Here is a 16019-nt window from a genome sequence, read left to right on the forward strand (position 1 = left end):
ATAAGGAAATCGTCTAACAGACGGAATAAATTAGGAGATCCTTTGTCAGGAAAAGGCACTTGAACCCTCAAAAATACAGGAATAAATGTAATTTATATAACTGTTGTCTCCCATGAAAACGGGTCAAATTCCCAAGAATCTTCATAATAAATTAAATTGAAACAGTTGAATCAATTTGTACTTTTAATGCGGCTACCTCTCTTCTAATTAACATGGCGGTGATAAAATAAACAATGCTTAACGCTAAAGGAACAAGTGTTAAAGCCATTTCGATAAATACTAAACCTACTATTGTGGATACTAAAACAGTAGCGATTGTTTGGAATAACATCGCTCTACTCTCATATAACCACATAAATGGTAGGAAATGAGCACCTGTTAATACTCCTACAACAAATGGCACCCATTCATAATGCTCAAAGCCCACCGCTATGAGCAAGGGAGCAAATAATAATTGTAAGGCACCCAGTAATCCACCTAAAGTGGAAAGTGGGTTGTCTTTCGAAAAAAAATCAATCCCCAATAATTTAGAAACAAAAATACCAACTGGAAAGAAAACTCCAGTAGAAGCCAAATAAATATACGCATTAATTTCTTCTGGCAATACAAAACTCAAGAATCCAAGGATTAACCAAATTAGAATACCACCATAAAACATGGGAACACCTTTATTCGTCCTTATCATATAGTCTGTTTTGATTTCTTTGAAATCCATATGTTTTCCCTCCTTCGACGTTATGGTTATTATTTATACCCCTTCCTATTTAGCTGCTACTAATGGCCAGAATTCAACATCTCTTTTCATTGCATATTGCATACTATTCCCATTAAACACGTATTCCTAGTGCGGAGACCAACTTATTCGCTTGAATTTCCGCTACGCCTTGGTGAAGAAGCCACGGTCGGTGTAAAATATCAACACGAAAACAGTGCCACATTAACTCACTCTGACACGAGATACTTGTTGAAATTTGCTTACTAACTACAAATAGATTAATTACATACCCCTAGTGGATTACCATCAAGGTCATAAAAAGTGAAATATTTCATCTCACCTTCTCCTCCAACAGGACCAACTGTCACATCTTTTTCCACTAAAGCTCTATAAGTTTCTTCAAAATCTTGGGGTATAAAGTTATAATATTTTCCAACACCAAATTGATTATCAGGAAAGCACATCGGTTGATGATTGTCTGTCCGTACTAAACATACAACAGTTTGCGAACTCTCGGAAATTTTCATTACTGCTGCTTCCGCTTCTTGATATAAAAGTAAAAAGCCCAGCTTTTCTTCATACCATTCTGCAGATTTTGCAGGATTTTTTACAGGAATAAAAACACCTTCCATCCCCTTAAAAATTGACTGAGTCAAAATTCTCCCCCCCACCTTTCCATCATGTTCCATTTCTTTTTCGACTATTAATAACAAAATCCTTTATTTATATTGAATTTCTAGAAGATTCCCCTATTTTAATGTGCTTTAAGACCAATAATATTACGGTTTTTGTTTTGAACAAAAAACGGAAAAAATTTAACTCTATAAATTGTTCTATTAAATCTGGATAACGATAACGATCTATACTTTTGGAAAGTTAATACTTAAATTAAGGGTGGAATTTTTGAATAAGGTTGTCTTTAATAATTGTAAAAGCTTTATGCTTCAACAAAGTTGGAATGTGCCTACCTAAAAAGACCACTGGTGTGCCATTGCCACCATATGGTCGTTACAATAGCACACCCCTTATCAAAGAAAACTAGATGTGTGAGTCATTCACCATATTTTTTAAGCAAAGGGTGGGTTATTTTTTTCGGTTAAATGCCAATACCGCTAAAATTAAGCTAGTAAAAGCGCATGCAAACATTAATGCCTCATATACTGTCACCGCAACACCCCCTTCCTTTCAGGGAACTCCTCCCCCCTTGTTCTCGTCTATTGTGCCATTATTATACCACAAAACAGAACATATGTTTGTATATTTCCTCTTAAAAAAGAGAGTTGAGACATTTGAACTAGATCAAATTAGATTAAACGACGGATAATTTGCTCCTTTTGGTAGAACCTATCCACTAAAAAGTAGGTGAATTTCCATGAAAGTTGTGAAATCAATATTCATTCTTTTCCTGATGGAGGTTTTATTTTTAGCAGCAGGGATTGATGCCCAAGTCCCCCCATACGCTAAATGGGGTCAAGTGGCGATGAAAGAAACGAAAAAAAAATACCCTCAGGCAGATATAGTTGATTACCAACATATTGGAAGAGAAACTGGAACCAGTACCTCAATTGAGAAATTCAAATTATGGTTAAAAGAAGACACAAAAGAATTCGGTGTCTTAATTGATATTACTTTTGACAATAAATCTGAAGAAATTATCAAAATTGACTTCTCAGAAACCACCCGAGAGAAGTACAATCAGTCCTAATGAACAAAATGGGTAGTGAGCATAGTAAAGTCACTACCGTCTATTAGATCCCAGAGAAATGGATGGCACCATCCATTTTTCTGGGATCTAGTGATAAAGACCTCTACTATCTTCTTCTAGCAGGCGAGAAAAGAAATAAATTCTACCCCCAGGAACCCTAAATTCACTAAAAATAAATGACGAAGCTTATCATAAGGGTCCCCGCGTGACGAACATTCAGTGTGGGATGAAGAAAAAAACCACTAAATGAAGTTTCACTTTATGAATTTGTATGTTGTTTTTTAATTCGGGAAAAATTCCCCCTATTATGTCCCTAGAAGATTCAAATCCATAAATAAAAAATGTCCAAACTGGACATTTTCTTAAACATTTTAATAGTAAAAGATAATATGAAACTGGCAATGGAAGATAGTATGGCAATAAATCTATCTCAGTAACATACGTTAATGGCAACCTGCGCCGTCAAAAACGGGGGAAACGCCTATGAAAATTAATTCAAGCCCTTAATTAATTCCTCCAAAAAATGTCAGGTGCCTGGCACCTGACATAAAAAAACATTTTAGCTGCTATAATATCAATCATATTCTATTACAAACCCATTTGATTTAATTGCTTCAAGTATTTCCTCAACATGCTCTCGGTCTATTGTTTCGATTGCCAATGTTAGTTGTGCGTAACCTGGATGGATTCTTTCCCCGATGCGATCCAAAGAGATATCCAGGATATTTCCATGGTGGCTGGTTACCACTTGCAAGACTTTCTCTAAGTTACCTGGTTTATCATTTAATATTGTAATGAACTGGACATATCGTCCCGCTTCCACCATTCCTCTTTCAATGATTCGCGATATAAAACTAACATCTACATTTCCACCGCTAATAACCGAAACAACCTTTTTCCCTTTTAGCGGGAGCTTGTGATATAACATTGCAGCAAGTGAAACTGCACCAGACCCCTCAACCAAGAGTTTATTCCGCTCTAATAACATTAACATTGCTTTGGCAATTTCTTGTTCATTGACTGAAACCATACCGTCAATATACTTTTCAACTATAGAGAATGGATGCTGCCCTGGTCTTTTTACCGCAATCCCATCGGCCATTGTTGGCGTGGAGTCCACTGTAATCGGTCTCTTTGCCTTTAAAGATTGTTCCATACTGGTACATGCAGAAGATTGTACCCCGTAGATTTTGACATTCGGTTTCGTTGCCTTTATTGCACTAGCTATTCCTGCAATAAGTCCACCACCACCAACTGGACAAACAATTGCATCTACATCAGGAAGCTGCTCGATTATTTCTAACCCCACCGTACCTTGACCAGCAATAATTGCTTCATCATCAAAAGCATGAACAAAAGCTGCAGCTGTTTTTTCTTTTAACTCCAATGCATATTGTAAGGCATCATCAAAAACAGAACCTTCTAACTCAACATTTGCTCCATAGCTCTTTGTGGCTTGTACCTTGCTCAGTGGTGCACCTTTAGGCATGACAATTGTACAAGGAATCCCTAACATATCGCTTGCAAAGGCAACACCTTGTGCATGGTTTCCGGCCGATGCTGCAACCACTCCTGATTTAATTTCTTCTTTATCCAACGACATCATTTTATTGAAGGCACCTCTGACCTTAAAGGAACCTGTTTTTTGTAAGTTTTCTAACTTCAAATAAATCTCGTTATCAGCATAACTGCTAAATGTTTTGGAATAATCCAATGGTGTTTGATGAACAATTCCTTTCATTTTTTCATGAGCAGAAACAATATCGTGATAAGTTACCAAAATAGACCACTCCTTGTAAGAACTAAGCCTGCCATATAGTTGTTATCTTAGCTTTCTCCCTAAGCCCAACGATATGCAGTTTCCATCCCAGTAACCTAAATAAATTTACCTCAGAAAAACAAGAATGCCTATCCCGAACTGTTCGCTCCTTCATAGTCTATTGTAGGAAATATTTGTAAAGGAGAGACTAAAATGAGTCCGATACTCGAAAAATTTGTTGATCCCCTCCCTATAATCAAAAAAGCAAAACCAATTCGGAGAGATCGTGATGGTGCAAGTTATTATGAAGTATCCATGGAACCCTTCACTCAAAAGCTACATCGAGATTTACAACCTACACCATTGTGGGGTTACAATCGACAATTTCCAGGTCCCACTTTTGATGTTAATCGTGGGGAGGTAGCTCGTGTAAAATGGAAAAATAAATTACCAGATAAACATTTTCTTCCAATTGATCAGAGCATCCATCACGGTCATGGAGACATGCCAATGCCCGAGGTCCGAACAGTTACTCATTTGCACGGTAGCGAGACACCTTGGGAAAGTGATGGTTTCCCTGAAGCTTGGTATACTAAAGACTTTAAGCAAGTAGGTCCTTTTTTCAGGAAAGAAATCTACGAGTACCCAAATCATCAACGGGGATGCACTTTATGGTATCATGACCACGCCATGGGGCTAACTAGACTGAATGTCTATTCGGGGCTCGCGGGAATGTACATTATCCGCGATGAAGAAGAAAAGAAACTAAGATTACCAAAAGATGAATATGAACTACCACTTGTCATCACAGATCGATCTTTTCAACCAGATGGTTCTTTGTTTTATCCTTCTCAGCCAGATAACCCTTCTGATGGTTTACCAAACCCATCCATTCGACCATTTTTTCTTGGGGATACAATCCTAGTAAATGGAAAAGTATGGCCATATTTAAAAGTGGAACCTAGAAAGTATCGATTCCGATTATTAAATGCTTCAAACACACGTAGCTATACTCTTTACCTTGACCCAGGTTTGCCATTTTACCAAATTGGTACGGATGGGGGGCTTTTAGCAAAAACAGTAAAAATAAATCAAATTGAAATGACTCCTGGTGAAAGAATTGATCTCATATTGGATTTCACCCATTTTAAAGGGAAGACGATTACTTTGAAAAACGATTTAGGAGAAGACCCGGACCCAGAAGACCAAACTGGCGATGTAATGCAATTTAAAGTTGAACTTCCGCTTAAAAATCCGGATACTAGCAGAATACCAAAAGTAATAACCACCATCCCTTCCCTAAAAAAGAATCCTATTTCTACTCTCCGTAATTTAAAACTTGTTGGTTCCACTGATGAATTTGGTCGTCCACTATTATTATTGAATGGTAAAAAATGGAGTGACCCAGTGACCGAAAATCCGAAACTAGGATCAACCGAGTTGTGGTCATTGGTTAACGTTACAAACGTTACTCATCCAATTCATATCCACTTAATCCAATTTCAAATTCTTGAGCGGCAACCATTTGACCTAGAACGTTATAATCAAGATGGCCAGATTCTTTTTACAGGACCTGCAACTCCACCTAAGCCGAGTGAACGTGGTTGGAAAGATATGGTGAGGTGTCCTCCAAATCAAGTAACAAGAATTATCGCCCGTTTTGCCCCTTATCCAGGAAATTATGTTTGGCACTGCCATGTATTAGAACACGAGGATTACGATATGATGCGACCAATCCGCGTGATTGATCCAAAAAAGAAAAAATAGCCAGTTTAAAAAATTTTAGATTTTGTGAAACCCAATGGATCATCACCTTTCCGTTGGGCTTTTTATTCTCATAAGCTTGCATTGTAAAGGAATTGTTAAGATTTCTTTTTACGGGTTGCCTATAGATAGCTCCTTTGTTAAACTCACAATATCGAATTTCGTTATCGTCAATCGATAACAAGTGAGGTGTAGTTTTTTGGAGGAGCGTGTATTGCGTAAACTTTTTTTAGGTTTTATCCAAATCCATATTCTTCACCATGCAAAAGAGCACCCCATCTTTGGGCAATGGATGCATGATGAACTAAAAGAACATGGGTATGACATTAGTTCTGGAACTTTATATCCCATTTTACACAACATGGAACACGATGGGTTGTTGGTTAAAGAAGAACAAAATGTAGCCGGAAAGATCAGAAAGTATTATTCAACGACTCCTAAGGGAGAAATGGTTTTAGAAGAAGCTCGAAAAAAAGCCTATGAACTTTTCAAAGAAATTAAAGATTAATAAAGAAGGTGAAAAAATGCAAACACAGAACCAAAGCAAACTTAGATTACTATTTGAAATCTTAATGGTTTCAACAAGATTAGGACTAACCTCATTTGGTGGTCCAGTGGCCCATTTAGGCTATTTCCATGAAGAATATATCCGCCGCAGAAAATGGATGGATGAAAAAAGCTATGCCGATCTAGTGGCGCTTTGCCAGTTCCTCCCAGGACCTGCAAGTAGCCAAGTTGGGATTGGCATCGGAGTAATGCGAGCTGGTGTCTTAGGTGGAATAGTGTCATTTATAGGATTTACACTTCCATCTGTCATCGTTTTAATCTTATTTGCAATCTTTCTCCATAATTTTGGTATTACAGATGCTGGTTGGTTACAAGGCTTGAAAATTGTCGCAGTTGTTGTCGTCGCTCATGCGATATTAGGAATGGCAAAAAATTTAACTCCAGACTTACAACGTAAATCTTTGGCCTTAATGGCAGTGGTAGTCACGCTTCTTTGGCAAACTGCATTTACTCAAGTTGGAGTGATTCTACTAGCTGGATTAGTTGGATATTTCCTTTACCGTGACCAAACACTAGAAGAAAAAACAGATCAGGTCCACTTCCCCGTCACTAAGCGTTTCGCAATAATCTGTTTAACCCTCTTTTTTGGTTTATTAATTGTCCTCCCTTTACTGAGGGAAGTAACCAATCTTAATTGGCTTGCTATGTTTGACAGTTTTTATCGTTCAGGTTCTCTTGTTTTTGGTGGCGGCCATGTCGTGCTCCCTTTACTGGAGCGTGAATTTGTCCCAACTGGTTGGTTAAGTGAAGAAGAATTTTTGGCTGGTTATGGAATGGCACAGGCTGTTCCAGGACCGTTATTCACTTTCGCTGCATATATAGGGGGTGTAATTAATGGTTGGCAAGGTGGGCTCCTTGCAACAGTAGCCATTTTCTTACCAGCTTTTCTTTTAATTCTTGGCACTTTGCCATTTTGGAATTATTTGCGCCAAAACCCGAAAATAAAGGCGGCCTTAATGGGAGTGAATGCTGCTGTTGTCGGAATTTTAATTACAGCACTTTATCATCCTATTTGGACAACATCCATTCTGACTCCAGTAGACTTTTCATTTGCAGCAATACTATTTGGCATGCTTGTATTCTGGAAATTACCACCATGGGTTATCGTATTAACTGGAGCAATCGGTGGCTACCTATTAAGTTTCATATAAGTAAAAAAATGGATGGTACTACCATCCATTTTTTACTTACTTCATACATATTATATTAATTATTGGGCAAAATTCATTGAAGAGACATTGACTCAGCGACTCAACAATTAACAATAGAACGGTTAAACTTGTTATTTAATCTTTCTATTTGACATCGTTTAGACAAATCATTATACTAGCATTCGAATTGAATTTAGTTTGTATAGCAACTAATTTAAGAGGGACAATAATGAAGTTATCGTTTCAGGACTATATCAGTATCAAAATTCACAAAACAGATTTAGTTCTTTCTGGTTATGTAAAAGCAAAATTAGAACCTTATAATCTTGCTCCTGAGCAAAATTTAATTATGATGTTACTATGGGAACAAGATGGGTTAACACAATATCAACTTGGTGAAAAGCTTGATAAAGATAAAACCAATATCGCTCGAATGGCGGCAAACCTTGAGAAGAAAGGATTTGTCGAACGAAGACATTGCCCTGAAGATCGACGGTCAATGAGACTTTACCTCACTTCTCTTGGCCAAGAACTTGGAGGGAAAATTATCCCGATAACTGAGGAATTCAACGATATTGTCTGCAAAGGGATTTCGAAGGAAGAACTGTTACAGGTAGAAAGATTACTTTTAAAAATGAAGACGAATATCGAAAATTCGACCTAAATTCGTCTTCATCTTTTTCTGATTTAAAGTTGCTGCAACAACTAAAGTCAGATGAAAAAATCTTTATTCATTATTTATGATTCAATCTTTCAAAAAAAGATCCATATATGCTGCCCAATCAACAACCTTAATTGCTAATATAACCATCGTCCTATACTGGTGCTATATCAACTATAAAACTATAACTCTTGGAGGTTTATTTCATGGCAAAAGTATTATTTATTAAAGCAAATTCAAGACCAATCGAACAAGCAGTAAGTGTTAAACTTTACTATTCATTCCTAGAAAACTATAAAGAATCACATCCAGAAGACGAAATTACAGAACTGGATTTATTCGAAGAAAACTTACCATACTACAATACTGACATGATTAATGGTATGTTTAAACTTGCTAGAGAACTAGAGTTAACTTCAGCTGAGCAAGAAGCGACTACATTAGTGAATAAATATCTAAATCAATTCCTAGAAGCTGACAAAGTGGTCTTTGCTTTCCCACTATGGAACTTTACTGTCCCAGCTGTTTTACACACCTACATGGATTACCTTGCACAAGCAGGTAAAACATTCAAGTATACACCAGAAGGTCCGGTCGGCTTATTGCCAAATAAAAAGGTAGCACTTCTCAATGCTAGAGGCGGCGTATATTCTGAAGGTCCTGCCCAAGCTACTGAAATGGCCGTTAACTATGTCAATACAATGCTTGGATTCTGGGGTGTTAAGGACATCACTTCCGTTATTATTGAAGGTCATAACCAATACCCAGATCAAGCAGAAGAGATTATCCAAAAAGGCCTTGACGATGCAGCAAATGTTGCTAAAGAGTTTTAATACATCACTTTTAAAACAGGGATCCTATCCCTGTTTTTTTTATTTACCATTCTACTCACTTTTTATAGGAAAATACGGATATTTTAGCACACCTTTTACTTCCTTTGGCTTGCTTACATATTGTTTTCTTACCACATTCTCTTTAGCTAAACTTTGTAATTTCTGTAGGTCACGACCATCATAATAATTTGGCTCAGTCTCTTTCATTTTAATCCCCCCTTATTCAAAAAGTCCCAATAGGTATATCGAATTATTTAAATGGTTATTACTATTTTTATAGTTCAAATATACCATGATTTTCTAGTTCTATGTACCTTTTTTGTTATTTTTATAAAAATTTCATTTATTTTCCGTTCATGCATTTCTTACCTTCCCAAAGTCCTATGTTTTCCATCAATCGGTAAAAATTCAATTTAGTATCTGCTTTTTTTAAAAAACTTTGACAGGATGATAAAAATAAGGTATATTACGTAATGTCCGAACAATAATTATTTAACATTAAAATAACATTCGTATTTAGGGGTGTAATTTATGGAAAACGTATTTGATTATGAAGATATTCAATTAATTCCTGCAAAATGTGTGGTTAATAGCCGTTCTGAATGTGATACAAGCGTTACCTTAGGTGGACGCACTTTCAAGTTGCCAGTTGTGCCTGCAAACATGCAAACCATTATAGATGAAAAAATTGCTCTTTATTTAGCGGAAAATGGTTACTTTTATATCATGCATCGTTTCGAACCTGAGAAACGCCTTGATTTTGTTAAGGACATGCATGCACGTGGTTTATATGCGTCTATCAGTGTCGGCGTAAAACCAGAAGAGTACGACTTCGTACAGCAACTCGCTGATGAACAAATTACACCGGAATACATTACAATCGATATTGCGCATGGACACTCCAATGCAGTTATCGAGATGATTAAACATATTAAAAAACATCTTCCTAATAGCTTTGTCATTGCTGGGAATGTTGGAACTCCTGAGGCCGTTAGAGAATTAGAACATGCTGGAGCAGACGCAACAAAGGTTGGGATTGGGCCTGGAAAGGTTTGTATTACAAAAATCAAAACTGGTTTCGGAACTGGTGGTTGGCAGTTAGCAGCATTAAGATGGTGTGCTAAAGCAGCAAGTAAACCTGTTATTGCTGATGGTGGTATTCGTACTCATGGTGATATTGCAAAATCCGTTCGTTTTGGAGCGACCATGGTGATGATTGGTTCTTTATTTGCCGGTCATGAAGAATCGCCTGGTGAGACTGTTGAAAAAGATGGTAAGCTTTTCAAGGAATACTTTGGATCAGCATCTGAATTCCAAAAAGGTGAAAAGAAAAACGTCGAAGGTAAAAAAATGTTTGTCGAGTACAAAGGTCCATTACAAGAGACCTTAACCGAAATGGAACAAGATCTTCAGTCTTCCATTTCCTATGCAGGTGGAGACAAATTAAATGCCATCCGAAATGTGGATTATGTTGTTGTAAAGAATTCCATTTTTAATGGTGATAAGGTTTATTAAAAATTTCATCTAAAGAAAGCCCCGTTTCTAAAGTTAAACGGGGCTTTCTCCATCTATCCTCATCTTTAATGAGTATCTCTTCACTTCTCCCTGATTTATGCCCTACTCTTGTTCAATTCCGCATTTTTTATATGTCTCTTTTCTCAAACTTTGTTGTTTTTTAAGATAGTATGATGAGAAATCACTTTATTTAGATCGGGAGAAAAGGACCAGCAAACTTAGTACGAACTCAAAAAATGGGTTTCTGCGTTAAAATCGGCTTTAAGGTTTTAACAACAATCGTTCCGAAAACAGCCTTTTACCATGATTCATGCTTTGACTTCTTCTTTTAGTAACTTTTGTATTGAAAAATTATTAAGAAACCTCACATTGAAGTAAAACAATGCCTCTATATAAAGAAAGTTTTAAGAGGAGAAATGCGATGTTTTTTATTTACTACGCAATCATAGCCGGAGGTGGTTCGTTTCAACTCGCCTACGTTATACTTAAATACAAGACACTTAAACATATAATGGGGGAACTATGGATAAGGACTACGAAAACTCTTCACGACCTAAAAACCAATCAAAGCAGCAGATTGAAGAAGAAGAATGGGAAGTTCTCGGCTTCGAAGCAAACGATGAGGAATGGGAAAGGACAAAAGAGCGGAACAAAAAGCGTCGGAGTTTCATTATTAAAACCATAAGCTCACTGCTAGTTGTCACAATGCTCATAAGCGGGTTACAAGTATGGTTTAACGTATTCAATATCCCTGCAATTGAATTCTTACAAGTCTCGAATCATCTATCGAAAGATCCAAATGTAAAAAAATACAAACAAGCAGTTGTTACTATAGAGTGGGATGGTATTAAAGGAACCGGATTTAATATCAGCAAAAATGGTCTTATTGTGACCAATGCACATGTCGTTGACCATACAAATCGAGTGAAAGTTTATTTTCCTTCAGGAGAAAGTTATCTTGGAGAAGTTACAACAAAAAATGAAGAATTGGATTATGCTCTTGTCAAGATTGAATCTAGCAACCTACCTGTTCTTCCTATGTCATTTGAAGCTGACTGGGAAACATTAAAAGGAGAAAAGATTTTATTTATTGGCAATCCCCTTTCCTTTACCCAAATTGCCAACGAGGGGAGGGTGACTGGCCAAATTACGCTATCCGATCGAGAAACACCTGTAATGATGATCGAAGCACCAGTCTATCGTGGCAATAGCGGTAGCCCCGTTCTCAACTCTTCAGGGGAAGTAATCGGGGTCCTCTTTGCGACTATTCGCAATCCAGATGGCAAAAACAGAGTCGGCGTCGCAGTACCTTCCAATTATTTAAAAGACAGCACCCAAGCCGAACTGGAATAAAAAGTAAGGTGCCAGGCACCATCCAAAAAAATGGATGGTGCCTGGCACCTTACAAATCATGGTTATCCCTACAGGAAGACCGCAAAGTTAAGACCATACTGAGTGTGATAGCAATGATTTATTTATCCATATCTCTTTAATGAGGATTCCTCGACTCAACAAGACTCACTTCATGGTCAAATCCTCATTAATAACATACAAAGTGATTTTTTTGATTCTCGAATTTTCGACTGCACCTGTAAACAGAGCACATGGCAAGTAGAAATCTTCCTCTAATTCTTATAAAGTGAACCCCATACGACTCTTACCTTTAATTAAATACCAACCACTCCACTTGCGGCAGCACCAACCATTGCAATAATTACTCCAATGAGGTAAAGAACAATGGAAACTGTCCAAGCAAGGCCCTTTGAAAAATCAGCAACTTTATGCAACCCGATCGCCGCCAGAATTACTCCCCATATATTAAACAATTCAATACTACTCAAAATACCTGCCATTGCTCCTTCGGCGGAAATCATGGAGCCTAGACTTGTGTAGAGGATTTCTCCTGAACCTCCAAACAAAGCAAACCCTACTCCATTTATAATTAAACTAAGCGCAGACATAATCATTAAATACGTATTCATTGAAAATAATTGCCTAAAGCTAACCTTTGAATTAGCAATCTTTGCAACTAATAGATATATGAGTGTTGAAATAAACGCACCAAAAATTGGAGATATGATCCCAGCAAGGATTAATGAGACCGTGCTAATTGCTGAGACAATGACCTTTTCTTCTTTCGATAATCCTTCAAGCTCCAATTCTAGACCAAACGACTGTAACCACATCCCTATTATAAATAAAAATGTTACAATTCCAAGCGGTCCCCAAATCTTGGGATGCTCTTTGATCCGTTCAAATTGTACAGACGGACTCCAAATTATTCCCCATAATGATGGTTTTTGTTCATTTGTTTTTTCAGACAATATTCATCCCCCTCACTACCCAAATTCCTTTTTCTTTGATTATGAAAAAGTACAAAAGAGGTTTCAATCTTTCCCATTCTAATAGAATCTTACCGTGTTATATTTACGTTAAATGTTCTCTGTGATCCAATTAAGTAATAGGTGCAGACATTATGTTTCCAATGTTTTTCTGGGATTGGCTTTTATTTTAAAAAATTACCGACCTCCGAAAAAAAAAGGTCGGTAGATTGGTTTAGCATTCTTAAGACTTATATTCAAGTAATTCTGAAATTGTGGTAACTTTATAGCCTTCAGCTCTTAAACCAATGATGATCTCTCTCACCGCATCAATCGATTCCTGCCGACTTTCATACATCACATGAAGCAATACGATCGATCCTGGTTTGACATGATTGATGACATGATCGGCAATCTTATTGGCATCAGCAGCTATGTCTGGATACGTCTCAGGTTCCACATCCCAAAGTATTGTTTTCCGGTCATTTTGTGATAAATAATATGGAAGAAAGAGCAATCGTTTCCCAAAAGGTGGTCGAAAGTGAATTTCTCCAGTATATCCTGTCTGTCGAATCAATTCATCTGTTTTCTCAATTTCCTCTTTAATAAATGTCGGTGATTTTAACACCATTCGTTGATGTGAATACGAATGGTTGCCGATTTCATGACCTTTTTGGGCAATCTTTGCTGCTGCTTCAGGCTGTTCATCAATTTCACTTCCTGTTAAATAGAACGTAGCCTTTACATCTTCCTCTTCTAATATTGTTAAAATTTCATTCGTTCTAATTCCAGGTCCATCATCAAAGGTTAGGGCTACAAGTTTTTCTGTTGTATCCACGTTAGTAACTAGCCCACCAAACAGTTGAAAAGTTCGGGACTTTGACAGCTGAAATAATCCATATCCTATTATAATAAATAAAAAAATAATACTACTTATAATGATAAATTTTTTCATCCATTCCTCCGTATAACTTATATCAGCTAAGGAATTCCTACCAATTTAGTTTCTAAACGAACTCCTTCTATGTTCACTCTAGATTACAATGAAAGTAAACAATCTCCACTCCGGACTTTTCAATAGTTGGCACCCTGGTCATAGCATTCTTTTTGCTATTTTGTTTACTTCTACATAACTAAAATAGGGTTGAGTTAAAAGAACAAAGGCTCCCATTATCATCAAACCTGAAAAAACAACCGCAACTTTTTTCTTCGATAATAGTTGTTAGAAGAATATAATCCCCCTATTGAAACAATCTTAACATTGACAATATCCTCACCCGCTAGGATTATTCTCATTCTCTTAAACTATGATATTCAACCTTCGTCCATCATATCAAAGAAAAGATCACGTGGAAAGATTACCCAACAGTTAATGGAAATTCCTGGATGGTGCCAGGCACCATCCAGGAATTTGGAAACATCGCGTAGTATTGAAATCATTTTTGCTTTATCCTAAACTTAATGCATTACACATTCGTGTTGTGAGTTATTTTAGAGATCATCCACTGATTGGAGGTAGGTAAGGTTGGATATTAAAGAAGCTTTTGCTTTACATCCTCAATTGGAAACAGATCGCCTTCGGCTAAGGAAAATTTCGTTTAAAGATTTAGCGGATATGCATGCTTATACTACTTCTAAAAAAGTTACCAAATATATACCATTTCCTACCCACAAGTCAATTGAAGATACACGAAAGTTTATTGATTACGTATTAGAACAATATCACATTCAAAAAAAGCTTTTTTGGGGAGTTGAATTAAAAGAAACGCAAACCCTCATTGGCACCATTGAATTTGTTTCATTGGATCTCATTCATAATAAAGCTGAAATCGCCTACCTCCTTTCAGATTGTTATTGGGGCAAAGGAATTATGTCCGAGGCTGCAGCAGAAATAATTAAATTCGGCTTCCAAACACTACAGTTAACACGAATTGAAGCTCGAACCTTTAAAGAAAACATTGCTTCCCAAAAGGTATTAGAAAAAGTGGGGATGACCTTTGAAGGAACATTAAGAAAAAGCCAGTTTTTAAAAGGCCGTTACCAGGATATAAATATATTTTCGATATTAAGTGAGGATTGTTGTGAATCACAATGAATTTCAAAAAGCACCCAAACTATCTCAGTTTGGGTACTGGAAATTTTCTATATTACTTCTTCACTCTGAAGTTCCTGCATTTATTCTTTGCGTAGTTTATATTTTTCAATCTTGTTTGTTGGGGTCCGCGGTAAAGCGGTGGTAAAGCGGATATGCTTAGGCCACATGTATTTTGGCATTTGATCTTTTGCCCACTCTCTAAGCTCTTCTTCATCAATTGAAGCTTCCGTTTTTTTCACTACATAGATAGCGACATCGTCTTCGACACCTACTTCTGCTGGAACTGGGAATGCGGCACAAAAATCAATTTCCGGATGGCTCGTAATGATATCTTCTAACTGATACGAAGAAATCTTTTCACCTCGACACCGAATCACGCCTCCCATCCGGTCAACGCAATAATAATAACCATCCTCACCGAGATACCCTGCATCCCCTGAATGGAACCATAAGTTTTTAAACGCCTTGGTTGTAGATTCAGGCTTATTAAAGTATTCTGTTAGAATCAAATGAGGCAAACGAGGACGGAATGCAATTTGTCCTACCTGCCCAGAGGGAATTGAGCTATCAAATAAATGATACGCAACCTAAAATGTTATTTACGGAACCTTCCACGATAATTAAAATTTATAGGGCTAAACACGGCACCACATTTCCAAATGGCAAACATAACAATAGTCGTGACATATGGATTTTTCAGAAAAACCGAAATACGATCTCCTTTTTCAATCCCTCTTTTATTTAAAGAATGGGCAGTACTATTAGTCATTTGATTGAATTGTTGATAGGTTAATTTCTTATCACATTCCCCGTAATATAAAAACGTTTTGTCCCCTAGTACCTCTGCCCAATGCTCTACACATTTGGTGACTACTTCTTCTTTTACGACCATTTCATTAATCAAACTGATTTGTGCCAAATTATCCCCTCCTT

The 16019-nt window shown here is 37.0% G+C and carries 17 protein-coding genes; 9 read left to right on the forward strand and 8 right to left on the reverse strand.

Translation table 11 applies throughout. The features are described 5' to 3' along the window. Window positions 1-151: 151 nt before the first annotated feature. Both M3182_RS13435 and M3182_RS13440 read right to left on the reverse strand, forming a co-directional pair. A complete protein-coding gene (locus M3182_RS13435) occupies window positions 152-715 on the reverse strand; it encodes a DUF7010 family protein (RefSeq protein ID WP_251558450.1) in 564 nt (187 codons plus the stop codon). 278 nt (window positions 716-993) lie between these two features. Then, window positions 994-1347: a VOC family protein gene (locus tag M3182_RS13440; RefSeq protein WP_432806709.1), complete on the reverse strand. Its 354-nt coding sequence runs from the start codon at window positions 1345-1347 to the stop codon at window positions 994-996. Between the two features lie 740 nt (window positions 1348-2087). Here M3182_RS13440 and M3182_RS13445 point away from each other — a divergent pair. Continuing rightward, complete coding sequence (locus tag M3182_RS13445; protein WP_251427085.1) at window positions 2088-2420, forward strand: YqzG/YhdC family protein; 333 nt, start codon at window positions 2088-2090, stop codon at window positions 2418-2420. Window positions 2421-2994: 574 nt separating this feature from the next. Here M3182_RS13445 and ilvA read toward each other — a convergent pair. Further along, entirely contained in the window at window positions 2995-4200 is a 1206-nt protein-coding gene (ilvA, locus tag M3182_RS13450) for a threonine ammonia-lyase (protein ID WP_251427083.1), read from the reverse strand. 192 nt (window positions 4201-4392) lie between these two features. Between ilvA and M3182_RS13455 the strand changes: the two genes are divergently transcribed. From M3182_RS13455 to M3182_RS13475, 5 genes are all read left to right on the forward strand, one after another. Next, window positions 4393-5946, forward strand: coding sequence for a multicopper oxidase family protein (locus tag M3182_RS13455; protein WP_251427080.1), 1554 nt, complete (start codon window positions 4393-4395; stop codon window positions 5944-5946). Window positions 5947-6142: 196 nt separating this feature from the next. Continuing rightward, window positions 6143-6451 (forward strand): PadR family transcriptional regulator, encoded by a 309-nt coding sequence (locus M3182_RS13460; RefSeq protein ID WP_251427078.1) that lies wholly within the window; start codon window positions 6143-6145, stop codon window positions 6449-6451. 16 nt (window positions 6452-6467) lie between these two features. Then, complete coding sequence (locus tag M3182_RS13465) at window positions 6468-7661, forward strand: chromate transporter (protein ID WP_251558454.1); 1194 nt, start codon at window positions 6468-6470, stop codon at window positions 7659-7661. Window positions 7662-7890: 229 nt separating this feature from the next. Continuing rightward, a complete protein-coding gene (locus M3182_RS13470) occupies window positions 7891-8325 on the forward strand; it encodes a MarR family winged helix-turn-helix transcriptional regulator (protein WP_251427072.1) in 435 nt (144 codons plus the stop codon). Between the two features lie 203 nt (window positions 8326-8528). Next, entirely contained in the window at window positions 8529-9155 is a 627-nt protein-coding gene (locus tag M3182_RS13475; RefSeq protein ID WP_251427069.1) for an FMN-dependent NADH-azoreductase, read from the forward strand. Window positions 9156-9206: 51 nt separating this feature from the next. Here M3182_RS13475 and M3182_RS13480 read toward each other — a convergent pair whose 3' ends face one another. Continuing rightward, complete coding sequence (locus M3182_RS13480; protein WP_251427066.1) at window positions 9207-9362, reverse strand: hypothetical protein; 156 nt, start codon at window positions 9360-9362, stop codon at window positions 9207-9209. A gap of 324 nt (window positions 9363-9686) precedes the next feature. On the opposite strand from M3182_RS13480, the gene guaC reads away from it, so the two are divergent. Then, window positions 9687-10670: a GMP reductase gene (guaC, locus tag M3182_RS13485; RefSeq protein WP_251427063.1), complete on the forward strand. Its 984-nt coding sequence runs from the start codon at window positions 9687-9689 to the stop codon at window positions 10668-10670. A 522-nt stretch (window positions 10671-11192) separates the two neighbouring features. Next, entirely contained in the window at window positions 11193-12023 is an 831-nt protein-coding gene (locus M3182_RS13490; protein WP_251558456.1) for a S1C family serine protease, read from the forward strand. Between the two features lie 314 nt (window positions 12024-12337). Here M3182_RS13490 and yknW read toward each other — a convergent pair whose 3' ends face one another. Both yknW and M3182_RS13500 read right to left on the reverse strand, forming a co-directional pair. Further along, a complete protein-coding gene (yknW, locus tag M3182_RS13495) occupies window positions 12338-12994 on the reverse strand; it encodes a YknW family membrane protein (RefSeq protein WP_251558457.1) in 657 nt (218 codons plus the stop codon). A gap of 241 nt (window positions 12995-13235) precedes the next feature. Then, window positions 13236-13946, reverse strand: coding sequence for a polysaccharide deacetylase family protein (locus M3182_RS13500; RefSeq protein ID WP_251427055.1), 711 nt, complete (start codon window positions 13944-13946; stop codon window positions 13236-13238). A 570-nt stretch (window positions 13947-14516) separates the two neighbouring features. Here M3182_RS13500 and M3182_RS13505 point away from each other — a divergent pair. Beyond that, window positions 14517-15086 (forward strand): GNAT family N-acetyltransferase, encoded by a 570-nt coding sequence (locus M3182_RS13505; RefSeq protein WP_251558459.1) that lies wholly within the window; start codon window positions 14517-14519, stop codon window positions 15084-15086. Window positions 15087-15166: 80 nt separating this feature from the next. On the opposite strand, the gene M3182_RS13510 is transcribed toward M3182_RS13505, so the two are convergent. Then, a complete protein-coding gene (locus M3182_RS13510) occupies window positions 15167-15604 on the reverse strand; it encodes an AMP-binding enzyme (RefSeq protein ID WP_251427048.1) in 438 nt (145 codons plus the stop codon). A 77-nt stretch (window positions 15605-15681) separates the two neighbouring features. Beyond that, complete coding sequence (locus M3182_RS13515) at window positions 15682-16005, reverse strand: AMP-binding protein (RefSeq protein ID WP_251427046.1); 324 nt, start codon at window positions 16003-16005, stop codon at window positions 15682-15684. Window positions 16006-16019: the final 14 nt, after the last annotated feature.

Origin of the sequence: Mesobacillus maritimus (genome assembly GCF_023715205.1) — a bacterium.
Lineage (GTDB): Bacteria > Bacillota > Bacilli > Bacillales > Cytobacillaceae > Mesobacillus_B > Mesobacillus_B maritimus_C.

Excerpts from the sequence above, each read along its gene's own strand:
- M3182_RS13480 (WP_251427066.1), bottom strand. The coding sequence starts at position 9,362 with ATGAAAGAGACTGAGCCAAATTATTATGATGGTCGTGACCTACAGAAA.
- guaC (WP_251427063.1), top strand. The coding sequence starts at position 9,687 with ATGGAAAACGTATTTGATTATGAAGATATTCAATTAATTCCTGCAAAA.
- M3182_RS13465 (WP_251558454.1), top strand. The coding sequence starts at position 6,468 with ATGCAAACACAGAACCAAAGCAAACTTAGATTACTATTTGAAATCTTA.
- M3182_RS13490 (WP_251558456.1), top strand. The coding sequence starts at position 11,193 with ATGGATAAGGACTACGAAAACTCTTCACGACCTAAAAACCAATCAAAG.
- M3182_RS13500 (WP_251427055.1), bottom strand. The coding sequence starts at position 13,946 with ATGAAAAAATTTATCATTATAAGTAGTATTATTTTTTTATTTATTATA.
- M3182_RS13470 (WP_251427072.1), top strand. The coding sequence starts at position 7,891 with ATGAAGTTATCGTTTCAGGACTATATCAGTATCAAAATTCACAAAACA.
- M3182_RS13440 (WP_432806709.1), bottom strand. The coding sequence starts at position 1,347 with ATGGAAGGTGTTTTTATTCCTGTAAAAAATCCTGCAAAATCTGCAGAA.
- M3182_RS13445 (WP_251427085.1), top strand. The coding sequence starts at position 2,088 with ATGAAAGTTGTGAAATCAATATTCATTCTTTTCCTGATGGAGGTTTTA.
- M3182_RS13455 (WP_251427080.1), top strand. The coding sequence starts at position 4,393 with ATGAGTCCGATACTCGAAAAATTTGTTGATCCCCTCCCTATAATCAAA.
- M3182_RS13435 (WP_251558450.1), bottom strand. The coding sequence starts at position 715 with ATGGATTTCAAAGAAATCAAAACAGACTATATGATAAGGACGAATAAA.
- M3182_RS13475 (WP_251427069.1), top strand. The coding sequence starts at position 8,529 with ATGGCAAAAGTATTATTTATTAAAGCAAATTCAAGACCAATCGAACAA.